The sequence below is a fragment of the Micromonospora sp. NBC_01412 genome, assembly GCF_045040215.1.
Classification (GTDB): domain Bacteria; phylum Actinomycetota; class Actinomycetes; order Mycobacteriales; family Micromonosporaceae; genus Micromonospora; species Micromonospora rubida.
The window spans coordinates 3,747,896-3,773,811 of the sequence record NZ_CP109528.1 but is presented as its reverse complement, the minus strand read 5'-3'; the positions used below and the strand labels follow the sequence as shown (position 1 = coordinate 3,773,811).

Annotated in this window: 15 protein-coding genes; 3 read left to right on the top strand and 12 right to left on the bottom strand. The window is 67.8% G+C overall.

Annotation, left to right across the window (positions count from 1 at the left end; translation table 11 throughout):
* Positions 1–13: 13 nt before the first annotated feature.
* The 4 genes from OG617_RS17360 to OG617_RS17345 form a co-directional block, all read right to left on the bottom strand.
* A complete protein-coding gene (locus OG617_RS17360) occupies positions 14–715 on the bottom strand; it encodes a hypothetical protein (protein ID WP_405103044.1) in 702 nt (233 codons plus the stop codon).
* Positions 716–876: 161 nt separating this feature from the next.
* Positions 877–1,572: a pentapeptide repeat-containing protein gene (locus OG617_RS17355; RefSeq protein ID WP_405103042.1), complete on the bottom strand. Its 696-nt coding sequence runs from the start codon at positions 1,570–1,572 to the stop codon at positions 877–879.
* A gap of 54 nt (positions 1,573–1,626) precedes the next feature.
* Positions 1,627–3,087 (bottom strand): tyrosine-type recombinase/integrase, encoded by a 1,461-nt coding sequence (locus OG617_RS17350; protein WP_405103040.1) that lies wholly within the window; start codon positions 3,085–3,087, stop codon positions 1,627–1,629.
* A 195-nt stretch (positions 3,088–3,282) separates the two neighbouring features.
* The gene (locus OG617_RS17345) at positions 3,283–3,606 is read right to left on the bottom strand and encodes a helix-turn-helix domain-containing protein (RefSeq protein ID WP_405103038.1); all 324 of its coding nucleotides are present in this window, start codon (positions 3,604–3,606) and stop codon (positions 3,283–3,285) included.
* 150 nt (positions 3,607–3,756) lie between these two features.
* Here OG617_RS17345 and OG617_RS17340 point away from each other — a divergent pair, with 150 nt between their 5' ends.
* Both OG617_RS17340 and OG617_RS17335 read left to right on the top strand, forming a co-directional pair.
* Positions 3,757–4,293, top strand: coding sequence for an IS1096 element passenger TnpR family protein (locus tag OG617_RS17340; RefSeq protein WP_405103036.1), 537 nt, complete (start codon positions 3,757–3,759; stop codon positions 4,291–4,293).
* A 452-nt stretch (positions 4,294–4,745) separates the two neighbouring features.
* Positions 4,746–6,053 (top strand): IS256 family transposase, encoded by a 1,308-nt coding sequence (locus OG617_RS17335; RefSeq protein WP_405103034.1) that lies wholly within the window; start codon positions 4,746–4,748, stop codon positions 6,051–6,053.
* 863 nt (positions 6,054–6,916) lie between these two features.
* Here the strand turns inward: OG617_RS17335 and OG617_RS17330 are convergent.
* The 4 genes from OG617_RS17330 to OG617_RS17315 all read right to left on the bottom strand — a co-directional run bounded on the left by OG617_RS17330 (position 6,917) and on the right by OG617_RS17315 (position 15,817).
* Positions 6,917–8,014: a hypothetical protein gene (locus OG617_RS17330; RefSeq protein WP_405103032.1), complete on the bottom strand. Its 1,098-nt coding sequence runs from the start codon at positions 8,012–8,014 to the stop codon at positions 6,917–6,919.
* The gene (locus tag OG617_RS17325) at positions 7,981–9,033 is read right to left on the bottom strand and encodes a hypothetical protein (RefSeq protein WP_405103030.1); all 1,053 of its coding nucleotides are present in this window, start codon (positions 9,031–9,033) and stop codon (positions 7,981–7,983) included. Before OG617_RS17325 ends, OG617_RS17330 begins: the two co-directional genes overlap by 34 nt.
* A gap of 1,015 nt (positions 9,034–10,048) precedes the next feature.
* A complete protein-coding gene (locus tag OG617_RS17320) occupies positions 10,049–10,243 on the bottom strand; it encodes a hypothetical protein (protein WP_405103028.1) in 195 nt (64 codons plus the stop codon).
* Between the two features lie 57 nt (positions 10,244–10,300).
* A complete protein-coding gene (locus OG617_RS17315) occupies positions 10,301–15,817 on the bottom strand; it encodes a DUF3320 domain-containing protein (protein WP_405103026.1) in 5,517 nt (1,838 codons plus the stop codon).
* 548 nt (positions 15,818–16,365) lie between these two features.
* On the opposite strand from OG617_RS17315, the gene OG617_RS17310 reads away from it, so the two are divergent.
* Positions 16,366–18,948 carry a serine/threonine-protein kinase gene (locus OG617_RS17310; protein ID WP_405103024.1) on the top strand — a complete coding sequence of 861 codons (2,583 nt, stop codon included), beginning with the start codon at positions 16,366–16,368 and terminating at the stop codon, positions 18,946–18,948.
* Here the strand turns inward: OG617_RS17310 and OG617_RS17305 are convergent.
* From OG617_RS17305 to OG617_RS17290, 4 genes are all read right to left on the bottom strand, one after another.
* Positions 18,936–20,104 (bottom strand): IS3 family transposase gene (locus tag OG617_RS17305; RefSeq protein ID WP_405097895.1). Its coding sequence is split into 2 segments (ribosomal slippage): positions 18,936–19,817 and positions 19,820–20,104, totalling 1,167 coding nucleotides; the frame shifts between segments, so codons are not numbered across the junction. The genes OG617_RS17310 and OG617_RS17305 overlap by 13 nt on opposite strands.
* 974 nt (positions 20,105–21,078) lie before the next feature.
* On the bottom strand, positions 21,079–21,972 hold the full coding sequence (locus OG617_RS17300; protein ID WP_405103022.1) for a hypothetical protein: 894 nt from the start codon (positions 21,970–21,972) through the stop codon (positions 21,079–21,081).
* Entirely contained in the window at positions 21,969–23,954 is a 1,986-nt protein-coding gene (locus tag OG617_RS17295) for an ATP-binding protein (protein WP_405103020.1), read from the bottom strand. Before OG617_RS17295 ends, OG617_RS17300 begins: the two co-directional genes overlap by 4 nt.
* Positions 23,948–25,513 (bottom strand): DEAD/DEAH box helicase, encoded by a 1,566-nt coding sequence (locus tag OG617_RS17290; protein WP_405103018.1) that lies wholly within the window; start codon positions 25,511–25,513, stop codon positions 23,948–23,950. The genes OG617_RS17295 and OG617_RS17290 overlap by 7 nt, the downstream gene beginning before the upstream one ends.
* Positions 25,514–25,916 lie beyond the last annotated feature (403 nt).

Sequence of the window (25,916 nt, the reverse complement as noted above, 5' to 3'; positions counted from 1 at the left end):
CGAATCCCGCCCGTCACGCCCGTCGGCCAGCGACAACACCGAGAGTACGGCCGGCGCCGCCAGCGGGCCGCAGCGTCCCGATCGGCAGCTCGGGGACGGGCAGCTCGTCGTGCCGCTGCCCCGGCACCCCGGCCGGGCCGCCGACGATCGGCAGCGGGGTCCCTACCGTGACGGCGTCACCGAACCAGAGCGTCACCTCGAACCACGGCGACCCGCCCTCACGGTTGTCGCGGGGCAACCCAAGGTACGCCGTCGCCTCACCCGTGGTGATGTCACCGGTGTGCGCGACCCGCAGGTGCCGCTTCGGGGGCACCACACCGGCGAAGACCTCCGGGAACTGCTCGGCGTCGTCGAAGGCCAACTGCCCGTCGCGGCTGTTCTCCACCGCCCCACCGAGGCGGGCCTCGCTGCCCTCCCACCGGATCGACTCGATCCCACCCTGCAACGAGTACAGCCGCACCACGTACCCGGCGCAGAGGATCTCCAGGGAGTTGTCCTCCACCCGCACCCGCACCCCGTCGACCCCGTCGAAGGACGCCTTGCCCAGGTTCGTCAGGTTCCGCCACACCGTGGTGCCGAAACTCATCGCGTCGTCGCCGAGCTCCGGCTCGTGCCGGTCCGCAGCCCGCCGGTACACCTGCCGGATCAACCCGCCCAGCGGCTCCAGCACGCCCCGCTCGTCCAGCACCGCCACCGCGTCATCCAGCAACCCCATGCCGCAGAATCTAGCCGACGCCGCAGTTGATGTTGCGGAAATCAAGCGGCCGACACGCCCGACGTCGAACACGACGCTGTCGGCACGGCCCACCGAGATGACACCAGAGATACGCGCTTCCACCCAGGCAGCCCTTCCGATGCGGCTTCGGGTGCAAAGGCCTACTCCTCGTCGGGGTTCTCGATGCGGACGCCCAATGCCCCGGCGAGGGCGTACGACAGGGCAACGAGATCCTGGTGGGCGAGGATCGCGCCGGTCATGCTGGTCACGCCGCCGATCCCGGTGAGGTCGCAGCCGGCGAAACGGGTACCGTCCATGCTCGCCTGGGAGAACTGCGCGCCGGTCAGGTCGCAGTCGGTGAAGCGGGCGCCGCGCAGGTCCGCGTTCTGGAAGTCGGCCCGGGTCAGGTTGCAGCCCTCGAACGCCACGCTCGAGAAGGTGGAGAACCGCCACGACGACAGGTCCAGTCGGCAGTCCGAGATCGTGACGTCCCGCAGCGCCCCGTTGACCCACTGCAGGCCCGTCATCCGCGCCGTCGACAGCCGCACCCGGAGCATCGACGACCTCTCCGTCCGCAGGTTCGCCAGGTTCGTACCCTCGAACCCGCAGTCGGTGAACCGCGCTGCCTCCAGTCGGGTACCGCTGATGTCGGTGCGTGTGAAGCGGCACCGCGTGAACTCGGCCCCGTCCGCCGACCGCCCGGACAGGTCGAGGTCGCCCAGGTCCAGCCGCTCGAACGTCGCCTCGTCGCCGATGGTCAGGTCCCCGGCGGAGGTCAGGTCCGGCGACGCCGATAGTTTCGGTGCCGCGGGAGCCCGCCATCGGGCGGCACCACGAGCGGACGAACGCGCGACCATGCCGCGCACGCTAGCCGAGCCGGTAGAGACCCGCCGACGGCGGCACGCAGGCGGCTACGCGGTTCTGGGCCGGTTCTGTCGGATCTTCTTCGCGACAGCGTCGGCGGCGTCGTGGTGCATCTTCCTGGTGACACTCTGGTAGGTGTCGCGGGTGAGGGTGGTGGTGGAGTGGCCGAGTTGTTCGGAGACGACCTTGATGTCGACGCCGGCGGCGAGGGCGATGGTGGCCGCGCTGTGCCGCAGGTCGTGCAGGCGGGTCGGCGGGAACCCGGCCTGGCGTACGAGCCTACGGAACCGTTGGGTGACCCCGCTGGGATGCCACGGCTGGCCGTCGGGGCGGACGAAGAACAGGCCGGTGTCAGGCCACGCCTCGCCGGCGGCGAGGCGCCACTGGGCGCGGCGGGCCCGGTAGGCGGCGAGAACCTTGACCGTCTCGGCGTCGAGGGCGAGGTCGCGGTTGCCCGCCCTGCTCTTGGGCTTCTTGCGCACGGCGGTGTAGCCGTGGGTGGCGATCTGGTGGTTGATCGTCGTCTCGCGCTTGTCGAGGCGGACCTCGGCGTCGAGCAGCCCACAGGCCTCGCCACGTCGGGGACCCCGGTAGGCCATGAGGTGCCACATCGGGTACAGGTCGGGCGCGTGCTCCCGGGCGTGGTCGAGGAACGCGACGATCTGCTCGTCGGTCCACACCATGACCGGTCCGGGAACCTGCCCGGTGGCTCTCCACCGTTGTACGCGTTCGGCCTCCCACACGATCGGCACCGGCCGGTCGCCGGGAACCTTGACCAGCGCGGCGGGGTTGGAACCGACGATCACCTCCTCGGCGAGAGCGTCATTGATGGCCTTACGCAGGCAGGCGCGGATACGCTGCCGGGTCGACGCGCCGGTGGGCCGGACACCGACGACGGACGCGCGCACGTCAGGGTCGCCGCTGGCCTTCGCCGCACGGATCTCCTGGTTGCGGCGTTCGATCGCGGCGAACATGGCCTTGATGTGGCCGGTGCGTAGCCTGTCCAGCGGGATCTCTCCGAGGTGCGGGATCAGGTGCACCCGGGTGAGCGACTCGTAGCCACACGCGGTGTTGTCATCGACGGTGAGGTGGGTGAGCCACTCGGTGAGGTACTCGCCGACGGTCACCATGTCAGCCAGCGAACCGTCACCGCGCAGCCGTTGCCGGATCCGGTCGACCTCGGGCAGCGGCCGGCCCGTACGCACGCAGGTCTGCAGCAGGTCGGCGATCTCGGTGCGGCGGCCCCGGTCCCGGACCACGAGCGCGAGCAGGGCCCGCGCGTGGTCCAACTCGGCGGCGGCGTCACGGCGGGTCGACAGCCCGGACCGGCGCAACTGCCGACGGCGACCGTCACTGGTGGGCTGCAGTTCCAGCTGGTAGGCCCAGTGACCGTGCTCGAAGCTCCAGGCCCGGTTGGGACGGCGGAGCTTCGGGCACTCGTTGCCCAACGGCCTGCCGGTATCGGGATGGCGGCAGCCGCAGCGTTTGAAGATGCTCCCGTCTGGCATAGCTTGTGGTGCTCCTCGGGTTCGTGGTGCGGCATCGGTTTGTCGATCGACATCCACGCGTGACGCGCCGCGACGATCAAGTCATCGACGGACACAGGCCGGCGGCGGGGTCGACGCTGCGGCCGGCGGGGTCCGCCCTCCTGTCCCGGCGAGACCGGAGGGCACTGCGGGACGTGGCTGACACGCTGAGGGCGGTCAGGGCGGGTCCCCGAGGTTGTCAGCGTCCCCTGCGTCCGGCCCGGGACCGGTCGGATGCGGCAGGTGCAGCATGGCCATGATCGGCGCGGTCGGTACCCGGTAATGGGCACCGACCCGGTACAGCGGCGTGGGGAACGCGTCGCGGCGGGCCAGCTTGTAGGCGGCCGATCGGGACATGCCCAGGATGGCGGCGGCCGTGGCGAGGTCGGTGCTCGGACCCAGCGCGCGGATCCGCTCGGCGGTCCAAGTCTGCCGCTCCTCACAGCGGGACGCCTCACCGGTGGCGGGCGTAGCGGTTCGGGTTCGTCGTGGCGGTCGCATGGTCGGTCTCCCTGATGAAGAAACTCGCGGTGGCATGGTGATAGACCCGGCGACGAAGGACGCCGGGTCTGAACGGTGCGAGGCATGTCCTGCGGTACGGGCCGTGGCGCGGCGGTAACGTGGTCGGCCGGCGGCAGCAGGAGGTGAACGGTGGCCAGGACGTGGTTGTCGATCCGGGTCGAACTCGTCTCCGGGCGAGGCGAGGACTACTGGCCCCGGCCGGGCCGGATCCTCGCCGCCGCCAGATCGCACACGTTCGAGCAACTGGGCGATGCCATCGACCTGGCCTTCGCCCGCTGGGACCTCGCGCACCTGCGGCTGTTCACCCTGGCCGACCAGACCCCGGTCTGCTCCTTCCGGACGTGGGAAGACACACCAGACGGCGCGGTGGACAGCGACAGGACCAAACTGACCCGACTCGCCCCGGGCGATCAGTTCGCCTACGTGTTCGACATGGGCGACGACTGGGCCCACCTGTGCACCGTCGCCCGCAACCGCATCGACCCACTCGACGAACTCGGCCTTGTGGCCGCCCAACCCATCCCGTACCGGGGCTGGGGCGACCTACCGGATCAGTACGGCCGCCGCTGGGACGGCGACGACGGGTTCGCCGCGCCGAGACGACCCAGCGACCCCCTGGCCGATCTGCCGCCCATCCTGCCCTGGTGGGGACCCCGACGGCGGTAGCCACAGCCGACAACCGTCGTCGCCGCCCCCCACGCATCCGCGCAGCGCCACATGTCGCAGGTGATGCCGGCGGGACGGCGGTGACCGGGGCGGCCACTTTCTGCCGGTGACCGCAGAGCTGTGGGAACCCGGCGCGGGGATGAGGGCGCTCGCTGCGGCGACTGACCAAGCGAGCTGAGGTGAACCACATCGACCGGCCGGCTGCCGGCCATGCTCGCCGGCCACGATGCGCTCACACCCCCAAACCGGGCTCTGTCAGCTCTGGCGAACACTTCCCAGCCTCACAGCCCCCTGACAGCGGCTGACAAGGCCACGGCTGACCGCACAGAACGGACAGAGAGCAATGCTCGAAACCTGTGGATGAGCGCTGTGGGGCGTACCCTCCCGGCGAGCTCCATGTCCAAGGAATCGAGTAGAGCCCGCGCGCCAACGCGGGCCGGGAAGGTACGCCCGTGCTTACCGTAGTCAACCCGGAAGAGCCCACGCCAGCGACCGTGTCCGAGCCGGCCGTGTCCGTGTCTGGCGGGTCGTTGATCGACGAGATCGTGCGTGACGGTGCCCGCAGGATGCTCGCGGCGGCGTTGGAGGCCGAGGTCGCCGCGTACATCGCCGCGCACGCCGAGCAGGTGGATGAGCAGGGCCGCAGGCTGGTGGTGCGTAACGGTCACGCGAGGCCACGGGAGGTGCTCACCAGCGCCGGGGCGGTCGAGGTGGTCACGCCACGGGTCAACGACAAGCGGGTCGAGGAGAGCACCGGTGAACGCAAGCGGTTCGCCTCGGCGATCCTGCCGGCGTGGTGCCGCAGGTCCCCGCAGGTCAGCGAGGTGCTGCCGCTGCTGTATCTGCATGGCCTGTCCTCGCAGGACTTCGTGCCCGCCCTGGAGCAGTTCCTCGGCACCAGCTCCGGGTTGTCCGCGGCCACGATCACCCGGCTGACCGTGCAGTGGCAGGACGAGGCCCGCGCCTTCAACACCCGGGACCTGTCGGCAGCCGACTACGTGTACGTGTGGGCCGATGGCGTGCACCTGAACGTGCGCCTGGACGAGGCGAAACTGTGCCTGTTGGTGATCGTCGGCGTCCGAGCCTGCGGCCGTAAGGAACTCGTCGCCCTCGCGGAGGGCTACCGGGAGTCGACCGGATCGTGGGCCGACCTGCTACGCGACTGTAAACGGCGGGGCATGCGCGCCCCGGTCCTGGCCGTCGGTGACGGCGCGCTCGGGTTCTGGAACGCGCTGCGTGAGGTGTTCCCCGAGACACGGGAGCAGCGCTGCTGGTTCCACAAGATCGGCAACGTCCTGGCCGCGCTGCCGAAGTCGGCCCCTCCAGGGGCGAAGAAGGCCCTCGCGGAGATCTGGAACGCCGAGGGCTGTGACCACGCCCGCCGTGCCGTGGCCGCGTTCAAGCTGGCCTACGGGGCGAAGTTCGGCAGGGCCGTCGCCAAGGTCGTCGACGACCTCGACGAGCTCCTCGCGTTCTACGACTTCGCCGCCGAGCACTGGGTGCACCTGCGCACCACGAACCCGATCGAGTCGACCTTCGCCACGGTCCGGCACCGCACGAAGGTCACCAAGGGCCCCGGCTCGAAGGCCGCCGGCCTCGCGATGGCGTTCAAGCTCATCGAGGCCGCCCAACACCGGTGGCGAGCGGTCAACGCACCCCACCTGGTCGCCCTGGTCCGCGCCGGCGCCCGCTTCGAACACGGCAAACTCCTCGAACGACCCACCACCGAGGCCGTCACGAACACCGCCACGGCCGCCTAATCAAGATTCCTCATCCACAACTCTTGACTATTGCTCCGGACAGAAAACGCTGGCCACTGCTACTCACAGTCCGCCCGCTGGGCCCGCGGTATTCCGGTCTGCCCGACCGGTCGGATGAACCGGGCATCCTCCTGTCGGGAGCCAAGCCTCACCGCCCCTCGGCCGCTCAGAGACCAGGACCGGTGGGGTCGCCGGTTGGCCAGCGCTGTCAACCCTCCGACTCGTCGACGTAGCTCATGACAGTCGTCGTGACGCTGTCACTGTCTTCCGGGGTCGACTTCTGTCAGAGGTCCGCTGTCATGGCAGAGCCCGCGCTAACAGATGTCACCGCGCCGCGACAGTGTCTCTGACAGAGACCGTCGGTCCGACAGCTGTTCTCCGTGCTCTGACAAGCACGCTCACGAGCTGACGGGCGTCTGACAGTAGACGCTGTCAGCGCCGCCGACCGAGATGGCCGTCTTACCATCCGCGATGCTCGAAGACTCAACCGTCGGCGCCGACGCATCCCCGTTGGCTGGTGGCGCCGCAGCTCCGCATGTCAACTCGCAGTTCAGGTCCGTTCTGTCAGCGATCAGTCTGATGATCGTCGCTACCGCTGACCTGTCGGTTCCCCTCGACGAGAGCGTCCAGCCGCAGCGAGGTAGGAAGCCGGCACGGGAGCCGCGCTGGCAAAGGTGCATCAGCTCGTCGGGACGCAATCGGTGTCATAACACCTCCTGCCAGTGACACGAGCGTCGTGTCACTGACGGCCCCGTCGAGCTGAAGCTGTGACACGGGTGCTGTGCAACGCACGAATCGCCCCAGCCACCGTCGCTGCCCGCTCAGCGCGGGGACAACACCGCGTCCATGTCGCGTAGGGGTGTTCACCACCAGCGGCGCCTGACCTTGATCTCGCGTACGGGTATCTCGGAGGGGTGTAGGGGGCGTTCGACGACGGGGCGCATCGTGTGGGGTGTGATGCGGTCGCGTTCGTGCTCCTCGGCGAACCGGGCGGCCTGTTCGTGTTCGCCGAGGTTGTCTAGGGCCTTGAGGAGGTCGGTTACCAGGATGTCGAGGCGGTGGGTTTCGGCTTCGGTGGCGAGGAACCGTTCGTGGTGGGTGACTGCCCGGTGGCCGCACCACTGGCGTAGTAGTTCGTGACGGGGCCGGTCGTGGCGGCGGTACCAGTCGTACTCCCATTTCGGTGTCGTCGACCGGCTGTCGCGGCCGACGCGGTAGTCATCGCCGAACTTGCATTTGTGGCGCGACCGGGCTTCCTGCTCGATGACGAGGTCGAGGACCTGGGTCGGATGGGCGTGGCATGCGGCCTCGACCAGTTGGAGGGTGCCGGCCGGTGACAGGGTGGTCCGGCCGTCGTGGTCGAACCATTCAGCCGAGGCGAGGATGTCGTCGATCGGGCCGTCGATGATCTCGCATAGCCGGGCACTGTCGTGGATGTCGGTGGCGCACGACACCGGGGACCAGAGCAGTTCGGCTACGTCATCGCTGATCAAGAGGCCGAAGATCTCCTCGAGGCAGCCTTCCTCTGTACGATCGAGGCTCAGATCGTCGATGCGTTGCCAGTTCGCCATCAGCGTGTCGAAGGTCCCGACCTCGCTCCACGGCACCCGCAGCCGCGACCCGGGGACCTTCTCCACCCGTTCGTCGGGGTCGTCGAGGAATCTGATCTCGAGGCGGGCGCTGTTCTTCTTCGGCTCGACGGCCAGGATGCGGACGCGTTCGGACGGTCCGTGGTCTGACTGTCGGTACGCCCATTCGTCGCCGACGGTGAAGCGGGAGGGGTCGATTCTCATCCAGCCGTCCTTCGGGTAAGCGTCGCTTGTTGCGTGGTACCGGGTCGCGGTTCGCGCCGCGATGGCGGCAGGTCCCGGCGCAGGCTCGTGCGCATCCGGCCGGAATGTGGTGACGGTTGAGGTGTCGACGCACTTCAGGCGCGGCGGTCGAGCAGCCCGTGGTGCCACGATTCCGCCTGTCGGCGGATGCCGGCGTGGGCCTGCCGGTCGTGATCAGGGCGGTGCTTCTTGCGTGGTCTGTGGGGGCTCCAGTCACCGAGGAACGGGCGCAGGTCGTCGGGTCCGGGTTCGGGGTTGTAGTCGATGTCAGCCAGCACACGGGGACTGCGGATGGGGTCGATCCGGTCGGCGGCGGCCCTGCCCCACGCGACCCAGCTGGCGAGGTACCCGCCGGCGCCGGTCCGCCCCTCGGCCGCCTGTTCAAGGGCGGTGCAGAACGCGCGGATGCCAGCTGCGGTGGTCCACGCCTGGTAGGCGTTGCGGAAGGTGTCCGCGCGGATGTTGTCCGCGGCCCGGACGCGGGCGTCGGCCATCGCGGCGTGCCATTGCGCGAGGGTGGCTTCCTCCTGCCGCCGCCGGTGCTCGGCTGCGGCCTTCTCCTGCGCGACTTCGGCTGCCCGCCGTTGCTGTTCGTCGGCGGTGACGCCAGCCTCGAACCCTTGGATGATCTGCGCGACGCGCTGTTCCAGACGTACGCGTGCGGTGTCGGTCCAGGTGTCCCGGTTGTCGTATCCGGCCCGGGCGATCTCCAAGCGGAGCCTGCCGGAGTCGACGACGTCGAACTCCGCGGGTTTCATCCAGGGCCGCAGGCGTAGCACCTTCAGCTCCTCGGCGGTGGGTTCGTGCGGGACCTGGTCGCGTTCCTCGGTCAGGGTGACCGTGCGTCGGACCTGCCCGGCCTGGAGGAATACCCGCGGGTGTTTCGCCTTGGTGTTGACCCCGAGCCGGTGCCCGCGCCGGGCCGCCTCGTCGGCGAGCTGCCGGATCAGCAGTAACGCGCGGGGCAGCGAGTCCGGGCTGACGGCGAGGTTGGTCGGATCGGCTTCGAGGGCGCTGAACGCCAGGTGGGGGTCGGTGGTGACACGTCGGGTGTTGAGCCGGATCCGGTTCCAGTCGGTCTCGTCCGGGCCGGCGTCGGCGTACAGGCGGATGACGATGTCGCCGGCGTCGCGGCCAGTGTGGCGCAAGTGGTGACCCGTTGGCAGAAGTCCCTGCTGCTTCGCCGCGTGAAGGATCCGGCGGTACCGGGCCCGCGTTCCACTGTCGGGACTCTCGATACGGACCATGCCACCCTCGTGCTGTAGGCGGTCGAGCAGTTCGCGAGCCGATCGCAGCAGGTCGCCGACGAAGCGCCGCCGGCGATGCCGCCGGGTGCCGGCGCCTCGGACCGCGAGTGGGAAGCACGGTGGTCGGGATGATCGGGATGGTGACCATGCGCGAGGTAGAAGCGACCGGCATCGGTCGAGGACGCCCTCCACACCCCTGCTCTACGCGTCACCGTCACCAGGCCCCGGTCCTGCAGCGCACGTCCGGATCGACGGTGCACGGCCCCGTCCGGACCGCTGAGATCATCGCCTCCGGCGACGCGGCGAAGCACATCAAGCTGCCGCTCATTGAGCGAATCCCATCGCTGCACCCTCCAGACAGTAAGGGCCCGAGGTACGCGATGGAGCTAGACACGGCTGTACGTGGCATCCCGGTCCGACGAAGCGACCGAACCGGCCCACTGAGCCTCTTCCTGCGAGGACACTCCCACACCCGCTGGGAGCACAGCGCCGATCGCCCAGGGTGGCTGGTGAGGCGGTCCGACCCGGTTGCCTACCGGCGCGGGTGCGCTAGAGGCGAGTTCCACGTCGTGTCCGAGATGCCCGTCCTGTCAATGGTCGTGGCCGCTGGGTCGTCCGAGCGGGTGACGACGTCCCACGAGCCCGGCGCGTTGGGCGGCGACCCTCGAACTGGATGTGGGAGCGAATACCCGCGCCCAACGGGCAGGAAGGACTCGTAACGCCGATGGCGTCGCGGCGACCAAACCTGTCGTACGACCCGCCCGTGTCCGCACCCCTCGACGGGATGTTCGTCGGGGAAGACGTTGTCGACGCAGGCGTGACAGGCGCCGACCCCCGGTTCCACCGGAACTCACGGTGATCCTGCCCTTTAGGCTCGGATCGCGCGGCTCGCTGGCAGCTGCCGGTGGGTTGATTGCTACAGGGCGCAGATGCGGGCCGCGACCACATCGACCTCGCGGGTTGCCGGAGCGAGATCGACGTCGTCGGTCTGCAGGTGCAGGTTGATCACGTCGAAGCCGTCTCCGGACAGGGCGGCGCGGATGCCCTGGGCGACTCCGAGGCATGCCGTGACGACGCCGACGAAGGCAGCGCCGACGGATGGGCGGCTCATGACGGCAGGTACGCGGCCTGAGCACGCCGATCCGCCCCCCTCATTTCCTGTCTGTCCTCATTCATCCACCCCGCTGGTTTGCCCACCAGCACCTGCGCGATCGAGGTGTTGCAATGACCGGTTGAGATCGTTCACGCTGAGAGATAGCGCAGTCGCATCTCCGATGAGCGTTCCGTTAGCCAGCAGGCGGTCGATGATGACCGTCAGTCGCGTGGTGATCCCCAAACCGCGGCGGTTCCAGCCGTACAGGCGGGCCGCGGCAGTCGTCAGGTCGTCATGGTTGACCGTACCGCCGCTCCTGACGAGGTTGGTGATGGCAAGGCCGAGTTCCCCGTCGGCCACGTGTTCCACCTGGCGCTGGACACCGTCGGCGGGGACGCGGACGCTGGCGACAGGTCGGCCGGCGACGTCGATGAAGTCGCCGTCGGTTACGACGTGGGCCGCCCTGATCGCTGCGTCGATGTTGGCGCGGATCTTGCTGCCGACCCGCCCGATGTCCCAGGCATCCCGCAGGCGTTGCAGGACGACGTCGATGTGAACCGGCCCCTCGACGCCGGCGACCTCCTCGATGCCACTTGCCATGTCGAAGCGGCTTGCCGGATCGGAGGGGTCGACCCAGCGGCGAAGTGGTGTGACGTTGGCCCTGCGGTACGGCGACGTCCACTCAGGTACGGAGTCGCGGTCCACCTCAGCTGTCCGGATCACGGGGCGCTCGATGGCGTCGTGGAGGGTGGAGAGCCTGCCACGAACGGGTGCGGCGATGGCGGCGGTGATCGCGGCGAGGAGACGCTCTTCCTCTTGCCGACGGTTGCGGTACCACGCGGTGCCCCAGATCCTGTGCAGATTCCAACCCAGTCCGCGCAGCACCTGGTCGCGTAGCCGGTCGCGGTCGCGTGCCGCCGGAGAGGAGTGGTACATCACGCCGTCGCACTCGACGCCGAGGACGAAGACACCGGGCTGGGCGGGATGACGGACGCCGATGTCGATGCGGTAGCCCGCCGCGCCGACCTGAGGCTCCACGAGATAGCCCCAGGAGCGGATGGCAGCGATTACCGAGTCCTCGAACGGGCTGTCGGTGTCACGTCCGCTGGGACCGATGTCCAGGGCGAGGGCTTCCATGCCGCGCTCGGCGAAGTCGAGGTACGCGGCGAGGTGGCGGACACTCTCGTTGGTCGTGTCGGGAACGTTGCCCGCGCGGATGGACGTGACGATCTCGATGCGCTGGCGCGCTCGGGTGATCGCGACGTTGAGGCGCCGCCAGCCCTTGGGCTTGTTCAGGGCACCGAAGTTGCTGGTGATCTTGCCATGCTCGTCCGGACCGTACCCGATGGAAAAGATGATGACGTCCCGCTCGTCGCCCTGTACGGATTCGAGGCTCTTGGTGAAGAAGCCGTGGAGCCGGTCTCCGTCGAAGTGACGCTCAAGGTCGGGCCGCTCGATCAGGGCACGGTCCAGGGCCGCCTGGATGGCGTCAGCCTGGGCGACGGAGAAGGTGACGACGCCGAGGGTCGAGTCCGGCCGGGTGCTGTAGTGGTGCAGGACGCGCTCGACAACCTTCGCCGCTTCGATGAGGTTGTCGCGGCTGGTCCCCCGACGGTAGACGCCCGGCACGTGGAACATCTCCACGCCGACGTCCGGTCCGTCGGTCTGGGCGCCCGGATAGGTGACCAGTTTCCCTTCATAGAAGGCGTAGTTGGAGAACGCGATCAGCGCCTCGTGGCGACTGCGGTAGTGCCATTGCAGGGCTAGGTTCCGGAATGCTCCACAGGCCTTGGACAGTTCAAGGATGGACTGGAAGTCGCTGACGTCGGTAGCCGCGTCCTCGCCGCCGTCGTCCGCCATCCGATCGAAGAAGGAGGTGGGCGGTAGCTGGCGGTCGTCTCCGGCGGTGATCAGGGCCCTGCCACGGTAGATGCAGTTGACCGCATCACCGGGGGTCACCTGAGATGCCTCGTCGAAGATCACCACGTCGAACGGCATGTCGGAGGGCAGGTACTGGCTGACGGCCAACGGCGACATCATGAAGCACGGTTTGATCGCGAGCGTGGCGTTGCGGGTCGACCCGATCAGTTCCCGTACCGGGCGGTGCCGGGTTTTCTTCATGCCTTCGCGACGGATCATCGCGGGCTCTCCGACGTCCACCGAGGCCGGCCGGCGGGTGTTGACGGCGCGGATAATATCGCTGGTCGCGGCGGGGATGAGTTGCCGGTCGAGCCGCCGGTACTCCTCGATCAGGGCCCCGCGGTCCTGGGCGCGCAGGGGTAGCAGGGCGCTGTCGTCGCGGATGATGTGATCCGCCCAGGCCCGCAGCAGCGCCCGGTCGACGACCTGCGGCACCTGGGTCGCCGCGACGGCCTGGTTGATGCAGAAGTCGACAGCGGCGTCGAGGTGGTGGACAGCCAGGTCTTCGCGGGCCTGCTGGTAGGAGAACCATTCGTCCTGGCCGCTGCTGTCGTGGCGCAAGTCGTCCAGGAACTCCGCCCCGGTGAGGTAGTCATCCAGTTCGGTGAGCAGTTCGGTGTGCCGCGTCGTGGCGAAAGCGGTGACAATGCGACCGAGCGCCTCCTCCCACCTGGCGTACGCGCCGGCGAGGTTCCCGGTCGGCTGAGCATCGGCGAGCGCCTTCACCTGCTCCTCGGTCAGGGACTCGTCGGAGCCCATACGGGCACTGCGGGTCGCTCGCGCCCAGGCGAGCGCGCCAGTGAGCACGGCCTCGTCGGTGTCCGCGCCCCGGTAGGCGACGTCACCGAACGTCGCCCGGTAGGTGTCCGCGCGGCCGTGCAGTGCCAATTCGGCGTCGGCGGCGGCCTGCCGGTAGCGCAGCATCTCGTCCGCTTCGGCCAGACTCAGCGCTCGCCCAGTGGCCGCGCTGACGGCCCCGGCTCGGGTAGCGGCGCTGCGCAGCGGCGCGACGTGGCCGCGTAGCCAGGCGATCACCGCGGTAAGCGGTTCGAGGAGGAGTTCCGGGCGGGCGGCGGGCGCCGGTGCCGGCGCGAGCGTGGTGCGCCACTGGTCCAGGTCGGCGTGGACGTGCCCGATCAAGTCGCGTAGTGCAGCGGATGGGTCGGGAGCGCAGACATGTTCGGCTACTGCCAGGAGCGCGCCGGGAGGGGTCAGGCGCAGGATCTGTTCGGCGCACCCGACGGCTTCGTCGACGGCGGAGAAGTCGGTGGTGCGCTGCTTCCAATAGGAGCCGAGGGTCTGTGCGTTGGCGGTGGCGGCGGCGTCAAGGCCGGCGTGGGCCTGCTGCCAGGCGACCGCGAGCCTCACCTGGCTGATCGCAGCGTCCGTGGTGACACCGGTTGCGGTGAACGTGGCCAGGGTCTTTTTGTCCCGCCGGTATTGGCTGCGGAGTTTGCGCAGGCCCTTGTGCAGGTTGGTGAACCTGTCGTGTAGTTCGGGCAGTGGCGCGTCGAGCGCCGCGTCGGTGAAGTAGGCGCGGGCGGCTGACTCCGCCGCGTCCAGGGCAGCGATGCTCTGCCGAAGGGCGGACGCGGCAACCGTGACGGTCTGTGGGCCGTTCACGGCGAGCCAGGACCGCTCGGGGCGGTGACGCGCGTAGGCAAGGCCGGCCAGGGTGAGGACCTTGGTGGCGTCCTGAATCGTTCGTACCGGCGGCAGATGCATCAGGTCGGTGAGCCCGGCGAGTGACCGCAGCCGGGCTTCCAGTCGCTCGGCGCCTGCGGTGAACTGGTCGGCCAGGCTCTGTGCGGTCTCTTCGTCGAGTCCGGCAAGAACCAGCGGTGCGGGTGCGAGGTCCGCAACGGTCGGGGATGGTGGCAGCAGCGCCGGGTCAGGCAGCGACGCCCATTCCACGCCGCAGTGCGCGCGTGCGGCCTGGGCGGTGTCGCGGATGGCGGCCAGGTCGAGGGCGAGGTAGTCGGCCACCTCGGTGAGCGCGGCGAAGTCCGGCGTGGTCAGCCACGCGTCGAGTGCCTCGTCCGGGCGGTTCGCGTTCTGCGCGAGCAGCGTGAGCAGCGCGGGTGTGTCACTCGGTCGCGTGATCGCGAAGGCGCCGGCGAGAGGCCGGTTGAACCCGGTGATCCCCGCGAGTTCTTCGAGCGCCATCTTCGCCTGGTAAAGGCGGGTGTCTAGTGATGCCTTGTCGATGACGTCGTGCCACAAAAAGCTGTGGCCCTGCGATGCGGGCCGCCAGGCCCGGGCGGCTCGCTGGGCGGCGTCTCGGATGGCGTTAAGACCCTCGGGGGTCAGACTGACCGGGGGCAGGTCAGGGGTCGGCGCGGCCGGGATGTGATCGAGGTCCGCGATCAGGCCGAGGACGTCGTGCAGACTGTATCCGAGGGGTTCGCGGATCTTATTCATCGCGTCCGCGTACGCGTTGAGTTGTTCGCGCCGCTCGACGAGCACCTTGCGGCTGATGGTGTCCATGCCCGGCGGCGGCAGCGGGACGTTGTCGAGAGCCTGCGCCAAGGCCGTCGCCACTTCCTTGCGACTGGCCTTGTGACTGTGCAGCTCGAGTAGATAGTTGTCCAGTCCCGCCTCGGCGAGACGGTTACGCACGACTTCGAGCGCGGCGGCCTTCTCCGAGACGAACAGGACGGTCTTACCGGCATGCAGGAGCGCGCCGATCATGTTGGCGATGGTCTGGGACTTGCCCGTACCGGGCGGGCCGTCCATGACGAAACTGCGGCCAGCCACCGCGGCGGCGACGCAGGCGCGCTGCGAGGAGTCGGCATCGAGGACGAGCGGAGTGTCCTCCGGCGGAGCGTGTCGGTCGATGTCCTGCGGCCTGATCTCGTCGAAGAGGAAGTTCCTGGTCTGGTCAGCGACGCTCTGGCTGGCCAGCGCGCGCACAACCGGGTGGCCAATCACTTGCTCCTCGTTGTCCAGCAGGTCGCGGTACATCGCCTCCTTGTGGAAGGAGAAGCAGGACAGCACCGTGGCGTCGGTGACCTTCCACCCGTCGCGACCACGAACCACCTGCCGGACCTGGGAGAACAAGGCGTCAATGCTCAGATCGGCCAGGTCGTCGACGGTGGGCAGGGTGATCCCGGAATCCTGCATGCGCAGAGCGAGGGCCGGGTTGAATACGGGATCACCTTCGCCGATTCGCAGGCGGGGCCTATCTCGTGGACCGGTCGTTGCCAGCTCGACCGGAATGAGCAGTAGCGGGCTGGCCAGGGACGTGTCGTCGGTGTCCCGCCAGTTGAGCATGCCAAGAGCCAGATAGAGAACGGACAGGCCACGGTCAAGGTGCTCCTGCCTGGCTTTGCGCATAAGGCTGCGCAGCACCGGCGCAAGGTCCTTATCGGCCTTCGGGCTGTGCAGGACGCTACCGGAGGGGAGGGCGAGCGGTCCGTCCTCGTCCGCGTCGAACGGCTGGTCAGCCTCGCGAACTCCCTGGAACGACCAGGGGCGACGGGCGCGTAGGCCGTCCAGAATCTCCTGTCCTGTCGGGCTGGTGATCTGGACCGTGCCGGTCCTGGTGTGTTTGAAGTTGATCAAGCGGTTGACGCCGGTGAGGTTGACGAGGCTGTCGCGCCAGACCTTGAGTGCGTTGATGATGTCGTTGCGATGCACGTCACCGGCGAACATGCCATTATCGGTCCCCACGGGGGAATCGTCGCAGAGTCCGCCGACAGCTCGTATCCGCTCCTTGGCTGTATCACCACAGGGCCTTTCGAGAACCATGACCCCGCGCCCTCTCCGACGGGGGCGGGCGAGCGAGCACCGGCACGTGACGCTCCGCTGGTCAGCCGGAGGATGGTGCGATGTCGCTGACCGACACCATTGGGTGCCGGTTTGCAGGCGATAGTGCCGGGTGGGGACCGGTCGCAGCAGGCGGCTTGAGACCGTCCGAACCCGCGGGACCAGGGCCCGGCAGCACGCTGATGCGGCACTGGCGTAGGCCCGGCAGGTCGGTGACCTGGAAAACTACCCATGGGCGGCGGCAAAGGCAGCTGACCATCCACCACTTTCCCAGCCATCGCCGACCAGGACTCGGCACGACCCAGCCCTTCCTCCCCGATGACGTCACCACAAAGCCCGCTGGCCGGTCGGCGGATACGGCGCGCGGGTACCCGAGGTGAAGATTCTTTGGTGCCTTCCGGACGGAGGCAAATCACGGACGTCATGTCTGAGATGCGGATCAGGGGGGTTCAGTGAGCAGCGCCGACGTGAACGATCTGGATGGTGTGCCAACGCTGATCGCTCGGTACGGGCAGCTCCTGGGCGGCGATCACGACGAGCGGGAACGCAGCGAGCTGCTTCTGGACATCCTTTACGAGCTGCTGACCGCATCTGGCGTTCAGCTGCGACCGGCGACGCCTCTTGTCGGAGAGAGCCCGACGCTGGGTCTGCGTCGTGGTGACACGAAGCTACTGCTGGGTCTGGTCTGGCGCGACTCGCCGCTGACGTCGCTGGATGTCGCCATGTGGCAGCAGGCCGCGCGGCGGCGTAGCAACATGCAGGTCGCGCTAATCTCGATGTCGGGGTTCAACGACCACGCCGGCGAGGCAACAGACCCGCAGAGCTCGACAGTGATCTTACTGGATCGTTCGCATGTCGAGGCTGCGCTGTGCGGCCTGCTGACGATCGAGGAGGCGATGCAGGAGGTCGGTGACCGGGTGGTCTTCGACGGCATGGCCTTTACCCACCTGACCGAGCTGCTGCTGACGGCGCCGCGTCACGATCCGCCGTCGTTCGTGTCGTTCACCCGGGCGCCGATGCCGTGGGAATTGGAGATCGCCGTCGCAGGTGAGGTCTCGCTGCAGCATCTGCTCAGCGGAGGCGGGGGGTGGGGTGAGATCAACGGTTTCACCGTCGATGGTCCCCGGATGCTGATCACGACCGGTGAAGGTGTCGCGGAGGTCGACACCCTGCGCGGCACCGCTCACTGGCTCCTGCCGCTGGCGGGTTGCTCGGGAGGCGCTCTGGTTTCGGCCGACGGTGGGATCCTGGTCCGGCGGGGCTCGGCCGTCGTGGAGTGGAAGGACGGTGTTCTGACTCCGATAGCCGGGAATCTGGGCGATACCCGGATGCTGTTGTGGGGTCCCGGTGGGCAGGCATGGGCCTTGTGTGGCAGCGGCGCCGAGCTGGGCGGTGCGACGCTGGGCCTGGTCCGGCTGGGTGGCACGGTCGGTGACCAGCAGCGCTACTCGATCTCGTTCAACGCGAACGTACTCAGTGCGGTATGGCTGGGTAACCTGCGCTTCTTCCTCGGCGCGGAGGGCCACAGCGCCGTCGTGGACCTAGGTCGCAGCACCATGGTGCGGCGGGAGGACTGGATCGAGTCGCCCCTGAATCCTAAATACCTCGTGGCTCGGGGCGGCGAGGTGATCGCCGCAGGTTCCGACCGTACCGGCGTGCGAGTCTTCCTACATCGTGTCGATCCCGCCGCCAGAACGACCAGCCTCGTCGCGCAGATGCAGCTCAACCGAGCCCAAGGGCTCGGCGTCACCGCACAGGGGCGACTGCTCCTGCTCGGCGACGTGCGGGGCAACAGCCAAGTCCCACACCCGATCACCGTCGAGATAAGCATGGGCTCCGGAATCCGTACCACAGCCCGCACCGGCGCGCCGGCGAAACCGGTCGAAGCTGAGCCGCCTGCGGCCGATGCGGCGAGCGGAGCGCCGGTCGATACTGCGGTCCCCTCGGTTGTCGCGGCGGACACCGCTGATCCATACGTAGCCGTGCGGCTCGTGGCGCGTGGTGAGCGCAAGGACTATGCCTTGGAGCCTCGACCGCTCAACACCGGTGGGCAGGCACAGGTATTCCGGGCCAGGCACAAGCGCACCGGTACGCCCGTCGCGTTGAAGCGGCTGCGGATGACGGGAGAGGACCAGCGGGCGCGGATGCGCCGCGAAGTCGACGCGGCGGGCATGTTCGGCTCGAACCGTCACGTGATGCCGGTCCTCGACTTCAGCCCCACCCTCGACTGGCTCGTCATGCCGTTGGCGGATCACTCGGCCGAGGACACGGCCGCCGCCCTACGCTCAAAGGGACCGCTGCGGGAGTTGATCACGGCGATCTGCGAAGGCATGCGGGAGCCGCACCAGGCCGGGTGGATCCACCGCGACCTGAAACCGGCCAACATCCTCTGGCTTGACGGCCGCTGGGTCGTTGCGGACTGGGGCTTGGGCCGCCGTCCTCGCGGGCAGACCACCGCGCCGGGACGCACGCAGGTCGGAGAGCTCTACGGCAGCCTCGGCTATGCCGCGCCCGAGTTGTACACCGACGCCCACGCGGTCAGCCCGCAGACCGACATCTACAGCATCGGCCAGATCATCGGCTGGGCACTCCTGCAGACCGATCCCCGCGCGAACGTACCGCATCTGCCTCCGGCAAGCCCGTGGCGGGCGGTCGTCCGCGCCGCGACCCACCACGACCCACGCCAGCGCCCAGCGACCGTGGACGAGCTCCTCGCGCTGATCGCAACCGAACTCGACCCGCCGACTGTCGTCGTCAACCGTGGCCGAGCGCTCATCGCGGCGGCCGAGGAAGGAGACGCCTCAGCACTGCCCGCCCTTTTCCGCCTCGCCGCAGACACGACCAGCGACTACGAGCTGTACACGGAAGTGCTGGTCCGCCTCGACGACACCCAGATCGAACAGGCGGTGTCCGCCGACCACACGACCGCCCGCGCCGTAGCCCAAGGCGTCCAAGCGCTACACACAGGCAGGTACGTGACACTCGAATACGGGTCTGCTGCACCGGTAGGTGACAGTTTCAGTCACGCGGCCTGACTGGCCGGTGGGGTCATGATGGTCTCGTACTCGATAGGGGTCAACCGGGACAGGGATCGCTGTCGTCTGCGGCGGTGGTAGGTCCGTTCGATCCAGGTCACGATCGCGGTCCTGAGCTGCTGGCGGGTGGTCCAGGTTCGCCGGTCGAGGACGTTGTTCTGCAGCAGGCCGAAGAACGATTCCATGGCGGCGTTGTCGCCGGCGGCGCCGACTCTGCCCATCGACCCGATCATGTGATGCTGGTTGAGGGCGCGGATGAGTTTCCGGCTGCGAAACTGGGACCCGCGGTCGGTGTGTAGCACGCAGCCGGCCACTCGGCCGCGTCGGGCTACGGCGTTGTGCAACGCGTTGACGGCCAGCCGGGACTTCATCCGTGAGTCGATGGAGTAGCCGACGATCCTCCTCGACCAGACGTCCTTGATCGCGCACAGGTAGAGCTTGCCCTCGGCGGTGTGGTGCTCGGTGATGTCGGCCAGCCACAGCTGGTTCGCCCGTGGCGCGGTGAAGTCCCGGCGCACGAGATCGTCGTGCACCGGTGGGCCCACCTTGCCGCCCTTGCCGCGGCGCTTCTTCTTGCCGAACGCGCTCCACCAGCCGTTACCCGAGCAGATCCGCCACGCGGTTCGATCGGCCATCGGATGCCCAGCGTGCCGGGCCTCGTCAACCAGGAACCGGTACCCGAACTCCGGATCGTCGCGGTGGGCGTCCACCAGGGCGTTCGCGCGGTAAGCGGCAACGAGTTCGGCGTCGCCGACAGGCCGGGCGAGCCACCGGTAGTAGGGCTGACGAGCGATGCTCAATACCCGGCACGTCACCGCTACGGGGATACCGTCGGCGGCCAGCTCGCTCACGAGCGGGTAGAGCCTTTCCCCGGCAGGTTCGCCTGCGACAGATACGCCGCGGCCCGGCGCAGGACCTCGTTCTCCTGCTCCAGCAACCGGATCCGCTTGCGGGCCTCGCGCAACTCGGCTGACTCGCTGCCGCTGACACCCGGTCTGGTCCCAGCGTCAACGTCAGCCTGGCGCAACCACTTGAACAACGTCATCGGGTGGACTCCGAAGTCCTTCGCGATCTGCTCGACCGTCACGCCAGGGTCCCGGTCACGGGCCACCCGCACGACGTCATCGCGGAACTCACGAGGGTAGGGCTTGGGCACGGCAACATCCTTCCAGCCCGCCACCAGGGCAAGCCATCTCAGATGTCACCTACCGGTGCAGCAGACCCGAATGGGCTTGGGTGACGTGCGGGTGGCCGCGCTGCTCGGCGCGGCACTGGGCGCGCCGCCGGCTGACTTGCGATGTTCCTCGGCGACCTACTGCCCTTCGTGCTCGCCGTACCCGAAGCGCTGGCACGCCTGGCGCGGCGCCGTGCGCAAAGCACCGCCTTTGGTCCGCACCTGGTCGTCGGGGCACTGATAGCGGCCGTCGCCGATAGCTGATCACATGCCGAGATCAGTATCTATCGTGGGTGCACTGCGCGTAGGCGGCAGGCCACTGTGGGCTCTACGGCCGAGGCGCCGGGGACCCGCTAATCGGCCGTTCGGTGTCCTGATGCCTTGTGCTGCTTCCGCTACGCTGATGGACGTCACTCCGGCTCTTGTTCCACGACAGCGTCCGACAGGCCGTACTGCCTCGGCGCGTGGAGCCGCGACCGGTGGCGAGGCGGAGCAGGATAGAGGGGTGGCGTGGCCAGCAGGCGTTTCGAGGAGCGACGTGCCGAAAACCTTGAGCGCGCCCGTCGGAAATATTTGCCGGATTCAGTAGCTCGCCTGCTTGCTGTCGTGCAAGAACCACGATGTGATGGCGAGCCATCGTCTACAGAGTTCGACTCCTGCCTGGCTGCTGAAGTGGATCGCTTGCGTGCTCGCTTGTACGAGATGCAAGACCTCAACACAGATGGTCCCGGCAAGAACGGTGGAGTCGTAGAGGCGGAGGCGACCAAGGCTGCGCGAACCCTACTCGCCGCGGCCGAGGTGGCCGGGATGACTGCGGCAGCCGAGCTGCTGCGCTCAGCTCTCGGCCGGTGCGCGGTCATCCCGAAGCAGTCGTCACCGCCATCCTCGGAGCCTGAGTTCCCTCAGCCGGTGCGAGTTCTCGACCCAGATACAGGCCGGCCGATCGGCCTGTGGCGTTAGCGGATCAGTCGCGTACCACCAGGAATCCGCTGGAAGCCGGGCATGAAACGCGCGATCCAAGCCGCGAGGGTTTCCCACAGCAGACCTGGGTCCTCGATGGTGATGCCTCTTGCCGTGCAGAGTTCAGTCAGGCGTTGCACCGCTTTGATGGTGGATAGGTTGCTGCATTCCTGGGCGATGCGGCCGGTGAAGCCTTGTCGCAGGATCGCTCCGACGTAGGCGTTGAACGCTGGTTCGCTTTGGATACCGCGGGGAATTCCTAACGCTTGGAGCTCGGGCTGCACGAAGTCCGTGAGTTCCCTTTCGCGTTGTCCGTCGTAGACGAGCCAGAGCACTTCCGGCATCCGGTAGGAGGGCAGCCAATCTGTGCGGTCCACCGGTTCGACGGCGGCCTGCAGTGGTGCTGCGGGGAGCGCCGCTGCAGCCGCGAAAACAGCGTCGCGGTCCGCTTCCGTGGCCGTTGACGACGTCGCCCGCAGCACAGACATCAGCGCCACCAGGGCCGGGTCGCTCGGTGAGGTTTCGACAAGGATCTCGACGGCACCGGGGCGGCCCCATCCAAGGCCGTTCCCGGTGACGTTGGCCGAGCCCACCAGAGCGGCTGAGCCTGTCAAGTATCCCTTGGCGTGCACGATTGGGTGCAGCGACACCGTTCCGCCGCGGGTGCCTACCAGATCGAAGATGTGCGGGTCACTCACCCCGGCGGCGACCTCATCCGGCCGCCACCGGGTGTATACCTCGAGCTCGGCGTCCTGCGGCAGCGCCGTGAGGATCGGCCTGATGCCGGCTGAGGTGATGAACGGCGCGACGATCGTCAAAGTGGTTGCATTGGAAACGAGTTCGAGGACTCGGAATCCGCAGCGCTGAGGATCGACGTTTGGTTGCGTCATACACCGCTCTCGCTGTCGTCTTCGGCGCTGTCGGCGAAGAGCTCGGCAGCTTTGAAGGCAGAGTCCTGCACTGTCTCGGCGAGGCGTTGACCCCACTGGTCGCGGATCTGCTTCCATGTGCCCGCAAGAGGGTGTCCCTGGTACTCGTTTTCACAGCGAGCGTAGGCCAGCAGAAGCCAGGTGATGGCATCGGCACTCTTGGTGAGGAGCCTCTTAGATTCCTCTTCGCTCATCGCGGCGATGTCTTCGCCGGAGGCGCGCAACGGGTCGATGATGGCCTGGTATGCGGGGTGGGCGTTGTTCAAGCACAGCAGCTCCAGGTTCATGGCCTCGTCGGGCCGGAAGAAAGCTGGGACGTGTTTCTCTGCGTGCGTCAGGATCTGGACGGTCACACCACGCCTGTAGTTCTCGATGATTATCTTGCGGGTTTGATCGGGGACGTCGTCCGCCTTGAGTTTTGTCTCGATAGCGCCGGCGGCCTTCTCAGGGTCCGGATCATCCGCGAACTTCTTCTCGCCGGGCGTGGGGATAACGGTGGAGCGTGTCTTCTTGATGTTGGAGGCGACGCCCGCGATGTTCGGTGGGGCGGAGCGGCCTCGCGATGCCGCGTCTCGACCTTCTCGGCCTTCCTGGCGCAGAGAACGGACGAGCAGCAACAACTGGTGGGCCATCCCGTATAGCTCGGCGATCTCGTGCTCTTCGTCGAAAAGACCCTCTTCCAGGGCTTGTTCCTTCGGCAGATCGTAGGTGCGCGCCAGTTGCAGTGCCTGCGTCAGGTTGGGAACGTCCTGCTTGTTGTTCGTCACCCCGAAGATCTCGTCGAGGTCGGGGCTGAAGGAAAGCTCCACACCCCACCACCGGTCGGTGGCTTCCTCGTTCAGGGTCTGTTCGAGCACGAGTTCGCGGCCGGCGCGCACGACCGAGATCCCGGCGTTGTCTCGGGCATGGCGTCCCTGGTGGGTGTCTTTGCCGGGATTTCTACCCGGCCGGGCCTCGGGCCGGGCCAGAGACAGACGCGCGTGGACGGTGGAGCTGCCTTTGCCGTCCGCACGCGCGATCTCGAAGGTCCGAGAGTTGTGGTGGGCGGTGAAGGGCCCGGTGTCGGTGACCGGGACGTACTTTTCCTTCTCGCCGTCCGGGCCGGTCTGCTCCCAGTACTCAAGGGTGCTTTGGTCTGCGGGCAGCAGGTACAGGGGGTCGTTGGGGCGTACGTCGTGGAACTCGATGAGCCCGCCGATCATGTCTGCGTCGACAATGGCGATCTTGATGTGGCGCGGCTCGGAGCTGGCGGTCAGGAAGTTGCGGTAGACCCGCCCCAGTAGGTACTCAGCGTGCTTGAGGATGGTGCTGGCGGTGGTCCAGCGGACCTTGTCGAGCGCGGACCATCGAATGGCCGTGCCGCCATAGAGCGGCTGCCCCATCGATGTGTCCGCAGTGGCATGCTGCTTGAAGACGTCGAGGACCCAGTCGGGCATGGTTTCGTAGCCCGACTGACCGGGGCGTGTCGGCCACGGGACGGTGAGCGTGGATCCCTTGCCGGAGCGTGAGAGTTTTAGCAGATCGAGATAGGTGTGGGAGGCGTTCTCCGGTTGTGATTTTTGCCAGGTCCAGACATCGGTCTTCTTACACTGTGAGACGCTGGCCTGCGGCAGGCCCATGCCGAAGCGGCCGATGCCCGATCGGTCGTCGTACTTGCCGGATCCGCCGAACGACAGGGCGAGGTTGACGGCCTGATCCGTCATGCCGGTGCCGTCGTCGATGACCCAGATCTCGTCGGCACGTTTGGTGGCGCGCCGCTTACCCTGCACCATGCGCTGCACGATGACGAGCAGGACCGTACGGGCCTGACCCCACTGGAAAGAGTTGTCGATCAGCTCAGCGAGGGCGTAGTCGGTGCCCTTGTACCCGGTGTCTCGGATGGACTTGACGGTCTGTTCACCGGAGAGAAGCGGAGCTTCCTGGTGGGTGTCGGGTGTTACCACAAGTCCTCCCAGTGGGTGAAGGCGGCGGCGATGGAACCGAATGCGGGGACTGCAGGGTCGACCACGGTGACGACGACGGCCTTCCTGTTGCCGCCGGCCTTCGGGCCCCGGATGCCCCGGCCGACCATCTGGCTGTACAGCACGAGGGAACGCGTCGGGCGCGCGATCACGACGGCGCTGGTCTGTGGGGCGTCGAATCCGGTCGTCAGCACGCCGTAGTTGACCAGGACGCGAGGGATGGGTGCCGGGCTCTTATACATCCGGATTGCAGTGTCACGGAGTTCGGGTGCCGTCGTTCCGTCCACCGCATCCGCGAGGACACCGACTGATCGCAGCGACGCTGCCAGCGAGTGCGCCAGTTCCACCGAGGCAGCGAACACGATGATGCGGCGGTGTGACTCACTGACTAGCTGCAAGGTGGCGCCGAGAACCTCCTGCATGTAGTCATCCTGATTGAGGCCGATGTCCTCCGGTTCGTCATCGCCGCCGCTATCCGGTTCATCGTCCTCTGGGAGGTCTCCGAGGAGCCGGAATTCGGGCTCGGCGAGATAACCCTGACGGATCAGGTAAGCGACCGGATTGTCCGCCCTTTCAGCAGCGGTATCGAGCTCCACTTTCGTGTGTTCGAAGAAATTGGCGAGGTCTTCGTCCGATCGTCCTCCGAGGAAGGTCCGCCCCGGGGTCGCACTGAGCCCGATGATGGGGGTAACCGGTTGCCCGGCGGCGGAAAGTTGTTCGACCACATACCGGTAGGTGCGAGCGACCGCTTGATGCGCTTCATCGAAAACGATGAGCCCGACACGGCGACCGAGGTCAGGAATGAAACCGGGGTCGCTGCGACGTGCATGGACGGTCTGCAAACTGGCCACGATGAGGCCGTCGGTGAGGTCGGTGATGTCGGCGTCCTGACCGCCCCAGGCCGAGACGATGGGGACGGGCCGGTCACCTAGCAGAGACCACGCCTTGTGGAACTCGCGCGCCGCTTGATCCAGCAGCTCTCGCGTGGATGCGAACCAGAGGACCACGCGACCTTCGTTCTCGCGCAGATAGTCGGCCACCATGCTCATGGTGGTGCGGGTCTTGCCGGATCCGGTCGGCATGTGCAGCAACAGCCGGGTGCGGCCCAGCCGCAGCAGCTTGCGGGCGCGGACCACGGCGCGGCGTTGATGCGGGAAAAGGCCGTAGGCCGGCGTCGCGTCGGTCGGTGCCTGCGCCGCAGTGCTGCTGCGCACCTCGGGAAGGCCGAGAAATACCGCCACGGCACTCGGGTCCGCCAGAACGGCCTTGCTGTCGAGCTGATTCGGGCCAAGCGACAGGCGGGCGGACAGATCATGTCGTTGTTCATCCGGGAGCTCACCGGGCAGCACACCGGCCTCGGCGAGCCGACGGACCGCGCTGATCGGATCGCCGAGGCACGCAGCCGCGATCACCGCATCACTGGGCGCCTGCCGAACATGCCCGCCGTCGACGAGGCGCCCGATCGCTCGAAGGACCCGCTCGTCTATGAAGCTCGACGTCCGGCCCGACGTCCGCAACAAGTCAAAGATCGTGTATGTCATTGGCACGCTCGAGCGGCGGGGGTCAGGAGAAGGAGGGTGAGGGCGGCGGCCACCCGGCGACCGGCTGCGAAGCGCCGGGCACCTACCATCAAGACAGCGGTGTGGATCATCTCGACGGCATCCTCCGCGCGACTCGCCTCGGGGTCGCTAGTCACGTGGGCTATTGAACAAGATGCCTACGACATCGATTCAGGCGCTCACTCTATCGCGCCACCACGCTCGAAGGGGACCGCGGCTCACGGGCGTGCTCGTGCAGCTGCGCCTTCCTCTGAGGGCGTCCGGAGCGGCGTTGAACTTCGATGCGGCGAGCCGCCGCAAGCCGGCCTACGGGGGCGACGGAACAGAACATGCGTACGGTAATCTTGCCACCCATGATCACGGCTGGTGGCACGCGTCGCGGTTC

Coding starts and splice junctions, on each gene's coding strand:
- OG617_RS17350 (WP_405103040.1), bottom strand. CDS start 3,087: ATGCCAGACGGGAGCATCTTCAAACGCTGCGGCTGCCGCCATCCCGAT.
- OG617_RS17345 (WP_405103038.1), bottom strand. CDS start 3,606: ATGCGACCGCCACGACGAACCCGAACCGCTACGCCCGCCACCGGTGAG.
- OG617_RS17355 (WP_405103042.1), bottom strand. CDS start 1,572: ATGGTCGCGCGTTCGTCCGCTCGTGGTGCCGCCCGATGGCGGGCTCCC.
- OG617_RS17320 (WP_405103028.1), bottom strand. CDS start 10,243: ATGAGCCGCCCATCCGTCGGCGCTGCCTTCGTCGGCGTCGTCACGGCA.
- OG617_RS17360 (WP_405103044.1), bottom strand. CDS start 715: ATGGGGTTGCTGGATGACGCGGTGGCGGTGCTGGACGAGCGGGGCGTG.
- OG617_RS17290 (WP_405103018.1), bottom strand. CDS start 25,513: ATGACATACACGATCTTTGACTTGTTGCGGACGTCGGGCCGGACGTCG.
- OG617_RS17300 (WP_405103022.1), bottom strand. CDS start 21,972: ATGACGCAACCAAACGTCGATCCTCAGCGCTGCGGATTCCGAGTCCTC.